8 protein-coding genes and 1 tRNA gene are annotated in these 14,532 nt (G+C 57.1%); 5 read left to right on the top strand and 4 right to left on the bottom strand.

Annotation, left to right across the window (positions count from 1 at the left end):
* Positions 1 to 272 precede the first annotated feature (272 nt).
* Entirely contained in the window at positions 273 to 3,425 is a 3,153-nt protein-coding gene (locus C1719_RS14945; protein WP_180963649.1) for a cell wall-binding repeat-containing protein, read from the top strand.
* 128 nt (positions 3,426 to 3,553) lie between these two features.
* Here C1719_RS14945 and C1719_RS14950 read toward each other — a convergent pair whose 3' ends face one another.
* Complete coding sequence (locus C1719_RS14950; protein ID WP_102375820.1) at positions 3,554 to 4,903, bottom strand: citrate/2-methylcitrate synthase; 1,350 nt, start codon at positions 4,901 to 4,903, stop codon at positions 3,554 to 3,556.
* Between the two features lie 430 nt (positions 4,904 to 5,333).
* Between C1719_RS14950 and C1719_RS14960 the strand changes: the two genes are divergently transcribed.
* Positions 5,334 to 5,410: transfer RNA gene (locus tag C1719_RS14960), tRNA-Arg, on the top strand.
* A 382-nt stretch (positions 5,411 to 5,792) separates the two neighbouring features.
* Here C1719_RS14960 and C1719_RS14965 read toward each other — a convergent pair.
* The 3 genes from C1719_RS14965 to C1719_RS14975 form a co-directional block, all read right to left on the bottom strand.
* Positions 5,793 to 7,289: a LuxR C-terminal-related transcriptional regulator gene (locus C1719_RS14965; protein ID WP_102375822.1), complete on the bottom strand. Its 1,497-nt coding sequence runs from the start codon at positions 7,287 to 7,289 to the stop codon at positions 5,793 to 5,795.
* Positions 7,290 to 7,433: 144 nt separating this feature from the next.
* The gene (locus C1719_RS14970; protein ID WP_180963650.1) at positions 7,434 to 9,098 is read right to left on the bottom strand and encodes an FAD-dependent oxidoreductase; all 1,665 of its coding nucleotides are present in this window, start codon (positions 9,096 to 9,098) and stop codon (positions 7,434 to 7,436) included.
* 386 nt (positions 9,099 to 9,484) lie between these two features.
* Positions 9,485 to 10,372: a hypothetical protein gene (locus tag C1719_RS14975; protein WP_180963651.1), complete on the bottom strand. Its 888-nt coding sequence runs from the start codon at positions 10,370 to 10,372 to the stop codon at positions 9,485 to 9,487.
* 256 nt (positions 10,373 to 10,628) lie between these two features.
* Between C1719_RS14975 and C1719_RS14980 the strand changes: the two genes are divergently transcribed.
* From C1719_RS14980 to C1719_RS14995, 3 genes are all read left to right on the top strand, one after another.
* Positions 10,629 to 11,141 (top strand): nitroreductase family protein, encoded by a 513-nt coding sequence (locus C1719_RS14980; RefSeq protein ID WP_102375824.1) that lies wholly within the window; start codon positions 10,629 to 10,631, stop codon positions 11,139 to 11,141.
* Between the two features lie 695 nt (positions 11,142 to 11,836).
* Positions 11,837 to 12,772, top strand: coding sequence for a LysO family transporter (locus C1719_RS15910; protein WP_219717880.1), 936 nt, complete (start codon positions 11,837 to 11,839; stop codon positions 12,770 to 12,772).
* Between the two features lie 316 nt (positions 12,773 to 13,088).
* Positions 13,089 to 14,501: a LuxR family transcriptional regulator gene (locus C1719_RS14995; RefSeq protein ID WP_219717882.1), complete on the top strand. Its 1,413-nt coding sequence runs from the start codon at positions 13,089 to 13,091 to the stop codon at positions 14,499 to 14,501.
* Positions 14,502 to 14,532: the final 31 nt, after the last annotated feature.

Genomic DNA, 14,532 nt, shown 5'->3' on the forward strand with positions numbered 1-14,532 from the left:
TTTGTATCACAGGATAGAGTATAAAGCATCGCTCCTTTGCACACGCAACGCTTCGGCATGCGCGAAACGCCGCCGAAGCGTCCCCTTTTCGACGGCTGGGCGGCGGTGCAACAGGCATTTTCCCGCTGGCGCTTGTCGATTTCTCCAGAATTATAAAATATGTTATCTATTTCTCGATATATGCTTTGACTTTAGTAACATATGATCTTATACTTTTCAAATATGTAAGTTATTATTTTTATGAGAACGCCATGCTATCAGAGGAGACGCCTATGCGAATCAAGACAAGACGGGGGTTCGGATTTGCCCTTTCGGCCGTCTTGGCGGCACTGCTTGCAACAAGTACGCTGCCTGCCTACGCGAACGAAAGCCAACCGGTTCCGCAAAACGAAAGCGGATCCGAAGCAATCGCCCCTTCGGCCGCGCAAGCCGAAAGCGGATCTGAGCCGATCTCGCCTTTGACCGCACAAGCCGAGATCAACGTTCCTTCGGGCGACACTCTTGTACTTGCAAGCCCTACCACGTTCTACTTTGACAGCAACCCCACGGGAACAGCCGGCGAATACGACGCTGGAACCAAAATCACATGCGCCGGGACCTTCGAGCTCCGGGTGATCGCCGATAACGCCGTCGTCCGCAACGTTGTCGGCCCCTCCGTTATCTCCGGAGGTGGGCACCTTACGATTAGAGATTCGAACACGGGATACTTTTCGGGGCTGGCAGCCTCAGCCGTAACCATTGCCGACAACACGACCGTCTCCATCGACTACACGTCATGGGTTTCGGCGATCAGCGCCACCGAGCTTACCGTTGAAAGCGGCAGCTCGCTTTCGGTTACCTCGTCATCGCTTTTGCTGAGCGGAACCGATCTGACGGTCAAGGGAAGCCTCACGCTTACCGGCATGGGCGCAAGCAGCAACGTCGACCTCAAAAACTCCCTGGTCGTCGATGGTGGAACGCTCAACGTTTCCTCCCCCGCCAGCAGATCCATATCGCTGGTCGGCTATGGTAACGATGCGCTTGTCAAGATCGTAAACGGCGGCTTTGCAAGCATTGCCAACACCGGCAGCGGCAACCCTATAGCCCTTGAGGCCGACGATATCGTAGTCGACGGAGCCTCAACGCTTTCGATTGACAGCGCAAGGGCGATCAACGCCGTCAACGACATCTCGGTCACCGACAGGTCGAAGCTTCTCATCAACCAAACGTTCACCGGCACGGGCGATGTGGGAATCAACGTTCAGGGCGCCCTGTTCACCGTCGATGGGAACAGCATCGTCGAAATCGGAACCGAATCGGCAACCACACTTGAAACCGCTCTTGAAATGAACGGGTCGGTTGGCAGTGGATCGCCTGCGAAGCTTTCCGTTACAGACGGATCGACGTTCAAGGCGTACGGAACAACCTACGGCATCCATGGGGCATTCGACGAAAACGAGATCTTCGTCTCCGCATCGACTCTGATCGCTGATGGATCGAGCGGCTACGGCATCCGCACGACGGGATCGACAGGCGCATTCAACGCCGAAGACGGAGCCGACGTCACGGCAAGCGGACTCTCTTCGGGCATATGCATCGACGACGGTACGGTATCGGCAACGGGCAGCGCCACAAGCGTCATCGCAACCGCCACCGAAACAGACGGCAACGAGTTTTCCGCTGGCATCTACGCTTCGGGCAACGTAACCGCTCACAGCAGCGCTACGATCGACGCCACCGGCACAGCCGGTCAGGGAATCTGCTCCTACGGTACCGTTGGAGCAACGTTCGAAGGCACCATCAAAGCCGCTTCCGACTCGTCGCTCGCAATCGATTCCGACTTCATTTACGCCGACAACGGCACGTTTGACGCCTACTCGCGCCAGCAAAGCGCGATCAGCGCGTACTACGGCGCCGACGCGGAAAACGGATCGTCCATTACGGCTAAAACCGAATCGGAGGGCTGCTGCGCGCTTTGGGTTCCCGAGGGAGACGTGATCATCCGCGCGTCAGACGTAGAACTGTACGCCGTCAACTGGAGCGCAACGCACGGCGCTCTCTACGTGCCGAACGGGACGATCGACGCGACCGATGCTTCGACTGTTGCCGAGAACTACCTCGTTCCGCTCACGATATCCCAGGATTCGTTCGTCATCCCGTTCGACGGAATCACCACGCGAACCGATTACGATAACTACGAATACGCGGGCACGCCGACATGCTCCATCGAGAAGGACGGCTCGGGAAGCAAGCAGGGCGTCACCACCTCGACGACCGCCACCGACATCACGCTCATCGCAACGAGGACGGGCGATGTCGGGTCGGAATGCGTAACGCTCTGCCCAACCAGCACCCATATCATCAGAACCACACCGGTTACGCTCGTTTCGGAAAACGAACCCGCTCGCCCGAACAAATCGCTCAACGTCGCACGGCTCTTCGGAGACGACCGCTACGGCACGTCCGAGCAGGTCTCAACCTACGAGCGCGTTGCCGCTGACGAAGACGTGATCATCGTGGCCGCCGGAAACGACTACCACTTCCCCGATTCTCTGGCAGCATCGTCGCTTTCGGGCATCGAGGGCAATGCGCCGATCGTCTTGACCGACAAGTACGCGCTGTCCGACGAAACGCGCCGCGTCATCAACGATACCCTTTCGGCGGGCAAGGTCATCATCGTCGGCAACGAGTATGCCGTAAGCGATGAGGTCGAGGCGCAGATCGCAGCGCTTCCCTCCGTCAGCGAGATCGAACGGATCGGGGGTGTCGACCGTCAAGAGACCGCCGAGCTCATCTACTCGGAGCGCCTCGGCAACCACTCCTCCACCGCCATCATCGCCCGCTGCGGTCTTTTCGCAGACTCTCTTTCGATATCGCCGTGGGCCGCTGCCACGCACAGTCCCATCTTCCTGACCGAATTCGGCGAGACCTCCTTGACTCAGGAAACGCAGGATGCCCTTGCGGCGGGCGACTTCGACCGCGTGGTCATCGTCGGCGACGCATACGCCGTCAGCGCTCGCGCAGCCGAAGAAGCCCGCATCGCCGCAGGCGTGCCCTACAGCCAGGTCGTAAGGCTCGGAGGCATCGACCGCTTCGACACCTCGTCGCTCATCGCCGCATGGACGACATCTGCCGACCGCTCGGACGGCGATCGCCTCACCTGGGAAAAACCTGCAATCACACGCGGCGACCTGCATGCCGACGCCTTGACCGGCGGCGCTTTGCAGGGACGCGATAGAAGCCCGATCCTGCTTACCACCACCGGCGCGCCCCACGAAGCCGTACTGCCCCACATCGCGTCGCACGATGGCGATATCGCCGAGATCCGCTTCTTCGGCGACCACTACTCCATCGGCCACGAAACGATCAAGGGCTTCGTTTCGGTACTCACGTACGACACGCTCGTGTGGAGGCCCGACGAAAGCGTCGCCATCGATCTAAGCTAAACGCAGATAAAGCCCCGTCATGCAAGAAGCCCCCGCCATCGGGGGCTTCTTCTGCTTCTGATACAGAAATCGCGTTGGACGCCTCAGGTTCCAAGCGCTCCGTTTCCGGCAATCCGCAGAACGCTTTCCTATCGCTTCTCGATCGATTCGTAGGGGCGTTTGCCCGAATGGGTGGTTTTGTATGCGGGGCGGATGATGCGCTTGCCCGAGACGATCTCCTCGAAACGATGCGCCGCCCAGCCCGACATACGCGCACAGGCGAACAGCGGCGTGAACAGATCCTCGGGAATGCCCATCATCGAGTACACGAAACCCGAATACATGTCCACATTGGCGCACATGTCCTTCTTCGTGCCCTTTTCCTTGAGGATGACTTCGGGAGCAAGGCGTTCGACGCTCTTGAGCAGTTCGAACTCGGCCTCGTATTCGGTGCCGACCGCAAGCCGCTCCGCAAACTTCTTGCAGATGACCGCACGCGGATCCGACACCGTGTAAACCGCATGGCCCATGCCGTACACCAGTCCCGTGCGATCGTAGGCTTCCTTGTTGACGATCTTGGCAAGATAATCGGCGACCTGGCCCTCATCGGACCAATCCTGCACGTTCGCCTTGATTTCCTTCTGCATGGCGAGAACCTGGTGATTCGCTCCGCCATGCTTATGGCCTTTAAGCGAGCCGATGGCGGCCGCGTACGTCGAATAGGCGTCAGTGTCGGCCGACGTGACCACGCGTGTGGTGAACGTCGAGTTGTTGCCGCCGCCGTGTTCGGCATGCAAGCACAGCATGACGTCGAGCATGCGGGCTTCATCGGCCGTGAACTGGCGATCGGGACGAAGCATCGAAAGGATCGTCTCGGCAGTGGATTGACCGGGAATGAAACGGTGCATGATCATCGACTCGTTGTAATACTTGGCGCGCTGCGCGTAGTAAGCAAGCACCATGATGCGCGGCACGCGGGAGATCAGCGAGATGGCGGTATGGATCTCGTGATGGGCGGAGCGATCCTCGGCATCTTCGTCGAACGCATAGAGCAGAAGAATCGAGCGCGCGAGGATGTTCATGATATCGGGGGGCGTGTTGCGCATGATGAGCGAGGCGGTGAAGCCATCGGGCAGCTCGCGTTCGGAATCAAGCACCGAAACAAAGCGATCGAGCTGGTCTTTCGTGGGCAGCTCCCCCATCAGGAGCAGGTAGCATACCTCTTCGAAGCTGAAACGGCGCTCGGGCGAATCATCCTCGAGCAGATCATACAGATCGTAGCCGCGGTAGCGGAGCTGACCTTCGTCGGGAGTTTTCACCCCGTCAGACACCACGTAGCCGTGCACGTTGGCGATGTTGGTGATGCCGGCGATGACTCCGGTGCCGTCCGGATTGCGAAGCCCCCGCTTCACCTCGTACTGCTCGAAGAACTCAGGCGCAATGGCGTTGACTTTCTGGAAGTTCTCGTAGAGTGCGAAATTCCTCTCTTCTGCGTTCATCCAAACCCCTTTCTGATTGCAGGACACGGCGTCGATACGATGCTTTTCGTCTTTCCCGCTTCGCCGAAACGAAGCCGAGCAGCCGCGATCGGAAACGATCTTCCCTCGATTCCAAATGCGCAACCGCCAACGCCGAGTGAGCGGCGCTCCCTTGATGCCAATATGATCGGTGTACGATGAGAGCCCTTGGGATATATCGGGCTATTGTACCTCGTGAGGAGTCGTTCTCCTATACCGAACCACACGTTTTTCGGGGAGGGGCAGTGCGGAAAACCCCACCCCTGCGCATCCGACACCCCGAATGACATGTGCGATTCAAAAACCAACGGCTGAAAGGGGAAAATGGTGAAAACAAACATTTTGCGACATTTTCGAAAAACCCTTTGACAATCACCCGCAATACTGGGAGAATAATCGAGCTGTCAAACGTGCGCCGTTACCTCAGCTGGATAGAGGGACTGACTACGAATCAGTACGTCGGGGGTTCGAATCCCTCACGGCGCACCATTTAGCAACTAGACGAACCTTCGGGTTCGTTTTTTGTTTGCGTGGAGCGTGGTTTCTTCAGCGGTTCGATTTTCCCGATTCGCATCCTTGTTCCGTTTACAAGTATTCTTACATTACCCGCAATAGATGCAACGATCCCGAATTGTATTATTTCCCGCAGATTCACAGCCTTTCCCGCGATAAGCCAGAACCCGGTTAAGAACGAATAAGCAATAGCAGCTGTCGCCAAGCAAAACTGCAAGGATAGCTATGCGTGCCAGCGCCGTCTAAAACGGCAAGAGCATCTTTTCTTTGGCGGATTCCAAAAAAATAAATGGAACTTTGCCTGGACTCTCTTCCGCGCCGCGCCTTGAATCAAACATCTCGCTTCGCTGGGTATTGCTCATCTTCGTTCCTCAACCAAATCAATGAGTTCTTGCCTGTCATGAACACCCGTCTTTTCGTAGATGTGCCGAGTATGGGTGACCGCAGTAGAATGAGAGATGCTAAGCTCTTGCTCTATGTAAGGCACGCTTCGCCCTTTGGCCAGGAGGAGGCACACCTCAGCTTCGCGGGGCGTAAGGCGATACTCCTCAGCAAGCTTCGCGACGCCGTCATCTACCGTCACTCCAGCAGTCTCGGACCGATTCTCATCGGAATCGACCGCGTTTGCCAAGCGAACGATAGACTCCTCAGATCGGAACGCCCGCTCACCCAGAAACACAGTGGCCGCCACAACCAGCAGCACCACCACAAACAAGATGCTTTGGCTTTGGCTCAGCATGGGTCCCACTGCGGTAACCGCCAGAGATCCGGCAGCCCATCCTATCAGCTTGACGCCTTGACCGATCCCGAAAAGCATGGCGGCACCTTGGGGGAACTCATAGGCTCGCCGCGCAAAAGCTGCCCAAACCACCAGCTCGAACAAACCGCTTCCGACAAACGCGATAAACAGACCAATCATCCCGAGCGGTCCTTCGAGCGTCGTGAGGACAAGAAATCCCACCGCCATCAAGGGCAAAACGACCCGGCAGGTGGAGTGCAGATCGAAATGAATCGAGAGAGCCGAGACGGCCAGAAGGACGAGCGCCGCTGCAGTCGCATTGCCTAACACCTGAAGCGATCCAGCCAGCTCGAAATCGGAAACGCCTCCCTCGAAAGATGCGAGAGATATTACGAAGCCGGATGAGAAAGCAAAGCCCGCAATGCCCGCCAGAGTGCGCCAAGACATAGATTCCGAAAAAACTCGCCGATCGCCACGCTTCGGACTGCAGACGGCAGCCGCCTGAGGATTGATGTCGGCAGGCGGCCGCCCTTCGTCGATACCTGCAAGCCTGTCTGAGCTCTTCAGCGCTCCGATCAAGCACAGCGCACTCAGCGCAGGGGCGATGAGGAGCACGACCACCGCCAAATACGGGGGGATCCCGTTCACGATAAAATACAAGCACCCAGCCAACAAAAAGTTCGCCGCAATGCACAGGGTCGAAACGCGAGGCTCTAAGGTGCACAGATAGGAGCCCCACAGCACCACCAGCACACCGCTGGCAAGCCCTGTGAGAACGCTGCCCAGAGAGAAGATCAGGGAAGCGGAGACGTCGGCCCATACGATAATGAGCAATGTTCCGACGGAGAAGACGCAGGCGGCCAATATGCAGAGCTTTCTCGACGGCAGATTCCCCAGCTTCTTGAAAAGCAGGGCCATGGCGAGACAGCCCGCTGCGACGGCAACAACGGAGAACCTGTAAGCACCGTCGGCCAAAGACGAATCGGAAAACAAAACGGGACTGAAAAAGGCAAGCCACACCCAAGCCCACCAGAACGACAGCCCGAAAGCGGAGGGCGAAAGATCCTTCAGGATGTCGAAGGACGCTCGGTTCTCGTTGTTTTTCGCCTGATCCACCAATCATCCTCGCTTCCAGCATTGTGAAGAGCCGATCTTCCCATCATTATAGAGAATCCTACCTTTACGTGCCGAACGCGCACAAAAAAGCGGGGACGCCGTAGCGCCCCCGTTAAGAAGAGGGATCGGAGTGTTGGCAACCCGTTACTGCATCATCAAATTTTTGATAACAGTGCGCCCCATGGTCACCGCGCGGCCGAGGGAAAGACCTGTTACATTGACGAGGTACTCGCCGTTGCGGAAAAAGTTACCCGAACAATTTCCGATAGCATAGAGACCTTCGACGATTGCGTCGTCTTCGTCCATAACGCGCATCTGCCCGTCGATCAGCAAGCCTCCCAAGGTAACGAAAACATAGGCGCCCAGGGGTGCCGCGTAGAAGGGAGGCTCCTCTATGGCCGTCATGCGAAGGGGTGACTTGTTGAAATCGTCATCGTGACCCTTCTTGGCAAGCTCGGTATAGCGGTCGACCGATGCCTTAAATTTTTCTGCAGGTACGCCGATCTTTCCGGCCAATTCTTCGATGGTGTCCGCGACGAGAATGTTGCCAGCCTCGATGTTCTCTTCAAGCATTCCAGGCTGCCAGAAAGAAGAGCCGCCGAACATACGCTTGCAGCCGGGCATGTCGATCTGGCGCGCCTTGGCCTCCCAATCGTTGTCCCAGATCGAGAAGCACACGCAATCGGGCTGGTGCGTCATGGCGTTGGTCGTACCTTCCCAAAGCAGATCCTCATTGGTGAAGCGCTCGCCTTCGGCATTCACCCACAGCCAGGGCTGACGGGCCAAAGCGAGATTGTTGACCGTGGTAGCAGACCAGTCGAACTTCATGGTCGCATGGGGGGCGGGCTCCATGGCACCACCAGCCCAGCAGGCCATCACGTGACCGTCGCCGGTAGAGGAGGCGGTCTCGTACATCATGATCATCTTCTTGGATTCGTAATCGAAAAAATAGTCTTTCATCTCGTCATTGTATTCGTAGCCACCCGTAGCGAGCACGACTCCCTTGCGACCAACGTACTTTACGTATTCGCCGTCAGAGTTCGTGGCGACAACAGCGGTTACACGCCCGGAATCGTCTTTGACCAGCTGCTCGCCCTTGACGCCGTAATGCCGCGGAAGTCCCGCCTTCTCGCACACGTCGTCAAAAGCCATAACCGCCATAACCGCAGGCTGGTTGCCACCCAAGTCCAAGCTTTCGGGAATGAAAGTGTGACAAGTGGAGTACGGGGTGTACATCCAGTCCTCGCGCGGACCCGTGGCATCCAAAAACATATCGATGCCGTAGCCGGACAGCAGCTCGGTAAGCCAATCGAACGCCTCGCCAGAGTTGTCCACCCATATCCTCACGACATCATTGCGTGATTTGAAGTTGCTTTTGTCCAGAATAGCATTGGTGATCTCATCCGCATCGATCTCCACGCCAGCTGAAATCTGTTGCTGGGATCCGATGGCTGCAAAATCTCCACCGCGGCCAATAGGCTGCTGCTCTTTTGAGATAAGCACCGCATCGATGCCTTCCGTTGCGGCAGTTGCGGCCGCAGCGAGACCGGACATGCCGCCGCCTACGATAACGATATCAGCTTCAACGGTATTCGCAATCTGGGATTCGTCAATCGGGTCCGGGGCAACATCCCATGAATGAGCGCCTGCCTCACCGGTACGAGGTGGTGCAGATTCTCCCGAAGACTCCGAACGCTGGCCGCAGCCAGTCAAGGCAGTGCCTCCTGCAACCGCAGCCGTTGCCGCTGCGGCAACAAGGAACGAGCGCCTATCGAGTGACGCATCGAGCTTCTTGTTGAAAAGATCCATGATTCCTCCTAATGCCATCGATTGTCGGCTCGGCACGCTTCACCCCGCCGATCCGTTCTTCAGAATCGCTTCTCCGAAACGTTCCCAGATCGGTCTCCCGGCTCGCACTTGCACGTTTTTACCGAACCGCTCCTACACCAAAATTGTTATCTAAACAGCTATTTCTGCAATCGAAGGTATCATCTGATTTATTCGAAAAAACCCTCGCATGAATCATGCGAGGGAGCAGCAAAACCCACAGGCAAAATCCCTGATTCACATCAATCTTTGCATCCGGCCGCCCATATCCATGCGGCTTTTATTCCTTGAGAATCAACGCGCCGGAAGCTCCACATATGAGATTCAACCCACGCAGAGCAACTACGCCCTTTGGTCGACTGCAGCCATCAAGCCCCCTCGGCCCCCTGCTCCCGCAGCACGCTTTCCCGCCGCGCCTTGTCGCGCGAACGCTTCCGCAGCCTGAGCACCAGGTACGCAACGCCGATGGACGCGTACATCCATGCAGTCGCCACCTGCTGGGCGAAAGCCCCGACCCATGCGGCGGGATCGGACATGAACGACATCATGAACGAAGAGCCGTCGTAGGGAAATCCGTAGAGAGCATGCCCGAGCGCAAGAAAGAAACCCTGTGCGATCATGAGAGCCATGAACGGGTATGCGAGCAGCTGGGTTTTCTTCCACGTTGCATGGTCCATGCGCTTACGGATAACCTTGAACGACGTGATCCACGGAACCAGAAACGCCACCGTCAGAAGCGGCCCGATAACCACCGCCGCAATGAACATGTAATCGACCACAGGGCTTCCCCATATGGTCGCCCACATGGGATTGGCGAACATGAACGGAAAATCGACGATGCGCACGAGATGCCCCATGATGACGATGCCGCCTATCACCGAGAGTTCCGATCGCACGGAAAGCAGGCGCTTCACGATAGGCGTGCGCTCGAGCGCGCCGACGAACATCACGACAAGGTAGAACGCCACGCCCGTAAACGACGAGGTAAGCAGCTGAGAGATCGCGTAGAGCACAGGCATCGTGCTCGGAAGGGCGCTCATCTGCGACTCCATCGCAAACGCCGCCGCGGGAGCCGACTCGCCCATGAGCGAGATGACCGGATCGTACCAGGTGACCGCAACGACGGCGACCGTCCAGAACGCGTAGAACCAGCCGGCGTGCTTGCGCAGCGGATTGGCGCACAGAATCGCGAATGCGAGAACGAACGGCGCCACCTGCACGAGGTTCGGCACAAACACGGGAACGAATGGGAGCATATCCACCTTTCGGACGAAGCCAACCTGCAGCATCTGACAACCTCTGCGATACAAAACACCCTGCACTTCTGCTGTTAAATGCCTTTTCAACTATACCGCCGCAAACCCGACCGCCATGTTGTTAAAACAACGAAAACGCACGCCAGCGGCAATTCCGGAAACCTGCTTTCGAACCCCCCCCCAGCATGGACACCGACATCTCGCCGTCGTAACATGTCAACCAACACACACAGCCTGCGAGGAACGGGAGTGAGCCATGGATTTCAAAGAAGTAGTCAAGCAACGTTACTCGTGCAAGAAGTTTGACGGCCGCGCCGTGGACGAGCAGCAGCTCGCCGCGATTCTCGAAGCGGGTCGCCTTGCGCCGACGGCGAAGAACCTGCAAGAGCAGCGCATCTACGTCGTGCAATCGGAAGAAGGGCTTGCAAAGATCGACGCCATCACGCCCTGCCGCTACGGGGCGCCAACGGTGCTCGTCGTCGCGTTCGATACCGACACCGTGTTCACCTACCCCGGCGGCGAGCGCGACTCCGGCATCGAGGACGCAACCATCGTCGCCACCCACATGTTGCTCGCTGCGGCAAACGCCGGTGTCGACAGCTGCTGGATCAACCTCTTCGACCCCGCTGTTGCAACGCGCGAACTGAAGCTTCCCGAAAACGAAGAGGTGCTCATGCTGCTCGATCTCGGCTACGCCGCCGAGGGCGCAGGGCCCCTCAAGAACCACTTCGACCGCAAACCGCTCGAGGAAACCGTGAGCTACCTATAGGAAGGCGCGCTCGACTCGCCCTCGCAACCTCGACAACGAAGCTGCGCGCCGGCCACCAATCGCGGCCTCATTCGATACGCTCGGACGAGGCCGCAGCTCGTTTGCGCAAGAGACAGAGAAACTCGCCGAAATCGGAGAGACGTCGAACGGCTATATCTTGCAGCCGAAAACAGGGGTTCCAAACTCCCACGACGAGCAATCAATCAGGCAGCAGTCGCCGAACAGCTCCGAACGAGCGCTTCGTGAGAAAAACAGCCACTTGAGTGCAGGTATTGTCGGTTTTGTACGCTTTAGACCGCCTTTGAGGGGTGAGATTGCACAACGAGGGAGAAGCTCCTGTTAGTAACATCAGAAGCAAACCAGATCAAACGCTTAGGCTCTTTCGGCTTCCGACTCGAGCGTTCTGGCCCTGGAATTCGAAGCGTACAAAACCGACAATACCTGTACCCAGGTCGTCTTTTTCTTCACGAGAACATGCCCATCGCCGTTGGCGGCTTTTTGAACAGCCGGCTCATGGGTAGGATTCCACGAGTCCGCTACGACAAGACCTCTGGCAAGATGCACGAACGCACCTGCGCCCACCGCCAAACACTCCGCATCGCCTGCCGCTCCCTATCGAAAGGCATCCACAGTCCGCTCTTATCGAAATATCATCAGGCTTCTGATAGAATCAGACGCTCGAAAAGGGAGGTGCGTTGGAAGTTCTGATCATCATGTGCGTTGGCGTGGCCGTAGGCGCTACGGTGTTCCCCGATCGCTGGCGCAAGGCTAACGAGAACATCGCACTCGGGTGCACGACGCTTCTCATCTTCTCGATGGGCTCCCTGCTCGGCGGGCGCGACGCGTTTCTGGACGAGCTCGCCACCATCGGGATCGCCAGCTTGGCGTTCTGCCTTATCCCCGTGATCTTCTCAACCGTTATCGTGTACTTTCTCACCAGCCACTTTATGGCGGACATCACGAAACGCCATGCCGAAGACGCTCACCGGCGCGCCTCCGAAAAGGGCGAGAAGAACAACGCCGAAGCCATCATGATCATCCTGGCCGTTTGCGCGCTGGCGGCAGGCACCCTCTACGGGCTCTCGCATGCGGGCATCGCCCCCCTCGATGCGCTGTCGGAGCATTCCGATTTCATCCTGTACGCCCTCATGTTCTTCGTGGGCATCAGCGTCGGCTCGAGCAGAGGACTGCTCACGAAGCTGCGCGAATACCACGTGCGGGCGCTTATCGTACCGTTCGGCATCGTCGTCGGCTCGCTGCTTGGCGGGCTTGCATGCGCACTGCTGCTGGGAATGCCGCTTGCCGTCGGTGGGGCCATCGCGTCGGGACTCGGCTGGTACAGCCTGTGCGGCGTCATGATATCGGGATTCGCGGGTGCCTCGGCGGGATCGATCGCGTTTCTCTCCAGCCTTTTGCGCGAGATCGTATCGCTGTTCACGATTCCCTGGATCGCCCGCCATCTCAACTACCCCACCTGCATCGCACCGGCCGCAGCCACAAGCGAAGACACCACACTGCCCATGCTGTCCCGCAGCACCAACAGCGAAACCGTGGTGCTCGCGGTTGCCAACGGCGTTATCTGCTCGGCGCTCGTTCCCGTGCTGATCGAGGCGTTTCACGCGATGATGTAGAATGCCGTACACAAAATCAACCCGAAGCAAACCTCACGCGCTCGTCCGCAAGCACTCGATATGCAGACCGAAAATGTAACAACCCGACAATAGGGCCCTGCGGCTTTATGATATCCTACATAAATCAATGCTGCTGAAGTTAAGGCGAAACGTCGTGTGGCTGACGAGGGAAAACCGCACACCCGCCACCCCGCAAGCCCAAATGGCATTCTTTTCACAATGACAACCGCAGATAGGGGCCCATCCAACAAACCATCAGTTCATCGACGGGATAGATCTACTGCTTATGACACGCTCGAACAAAAAAGCCCTTCCTTTGCCCAAGAAGCTAGCCGCTAGCCAGCTTCGAGCAATCTGCATCATCGGGTTCACCTCCCATATGATCCTACAGCCGTTCCTTTTCTGGCAGTTCTCCCTTCTGACCCTCGTCGGCACCAACGATATAAGCCTGCACTCTTTCACCACCATCGCAAACAACATCGTTTTTCCCCTCGCGATCATCTTGTTGGGAGTCGCCTATCGGTTTTCCGGGCACAAAAAGATATTCTCCACCAAGAACTCCGTGTGGTTCATGATTGCATGCTTCGTCGTCGGAATAGCGCTCGCCGTATCCACATCGCTTTTTTCGTTTGCAATCGAGTCGGTACTGGTAAGCCTCTTCGGAATATGCATAGGCATTGGCTGCGCAATGGGCATCTTCCTTTGGCAGCAAGCTCTTTACCGGCAAAGTTCTCGAGACGCCATGGCAATACAGGTAAGCGGAACCATCATCGCAGGCGTACTCTACTTCGCGGTACGCTGGCTGCCCGACATCGTCGTGCTTATGTCAAGCATCGTCTTTTTTCTCCCCCTGTCGGCAGGAATTCTTCTTTACCTGATTCCCGAAAACGACGAGCAGCCTTCGAGAGAGTTTCTGCAGCAAAGCTGGCAGCGATTCGCACTGTTTTTCAAAGAAAACTGGACGGCGATACTCATCATAGCGTCCATGGGTTTTGCCTGGGGGCTCTTCTACGCGCTCGCTCTGGTGGTCTCCGACAACACGTTTTTAGGAAATCTGTTTTCATTCGGACGCATAATCTCAGGGCTGCTCGCAGCCCTGTACATTGCGCGATTCCGCTCGTATCCGAGCATGGACATCCTCTCAAAGATCACTTTGCCGATCTGCGTGACGGTCGTCTTGCTGATGCCCCTGATCGAACACAACTATTTCTTCGTGCTCGCCGAGATGTTCTATGTAGTGTTCGGGCTCTCGTCGATCGTCCTTATGCTTTCCTGCAACGATGCCGCGCGAACGCGCACCATACATCCCGCAATCATCTACTGCGGGGTGCTCGGGCCGTTCTACCTGGTTCAAATGCTCGGATATCTTGCAGGCCCGATCATATGTCCCGACATGGCAAGCCTTCTGGGAACCACGCAAAGGTTGGTCGTAGCGCTGCTGATCGTATACGGGCTGTCCGTCCTCGGCTTCATCCATGCCTTTCGAAAGAAGAAAAGCAAGAGCACCAACCCCGCCCAAGACCTGGATAGCAGCTTGGTCGAACGGTTTTCACTCACCGAACGAGAACTGGACATCGTGCGCCTGCTTTTAAAAGGCAGGAGCGTGTCGTTCATAAGCGAGGATCTGAGCATCTCCGAAAACACCGTGCGCTTCCACATGAAGAACATCTACCTCAAAGCCGGCGTTCACAGCAAGCAGGAACTCATCGATCTCTTCGAGATCGGATAAAGCAAAGGCGAGCCGGCCATATGAAGGTCGG

The organism is Raoultibacter massiliensis (genome assembly GCF_900199545.1).
Classification (GTDB): domain Bacteria; phylum Actinomycetota; class Coriobacteriia; order Coriobacteriales; family Eggerthellaceae; genus Raoultibacter; species Raoultibacter massiliensis.

Bases quoted from the DNA above. Each gene is read 5' to 3' on its own strand.
- C1719_RS14950 (WP_102375820.1), bottom strand. From the start codon at position 4,903: ATGAACGCAGAAGAGAGGAATTTCGCACTCTACGAGAACTTCCAGAAA.
- C1719_RS14980 (WP_102375824.1), top strand. From the start codon at position 10,629: ATGGATTTCAAAGAAGTAGTCAAGCAACGTTACTCGTGCAAGAAGTTT.
- C1719_RS14970 (WP_180963650.1), bottom strand. From the start codon at position 9,098: ATGGATCTTTTCAACAAGAAGCTCGATGCGTCACTCGATAGGCGCTCG.
- C1719_RS14945 (WP_180963649.1), top strand. From the start codon at position 273: ATGCGAATCAAGACAAGACGGGGGTTCGGATTTGCCCTTTCGGCCGTC.
- C1719_RS14975 (WP_180963651.1), bottom strand. From the start codon at position 10,372: ATGCTCCCATTCGTTCCCGTGTTTGTGCCGAACCTCGTGCAGGTGGCG.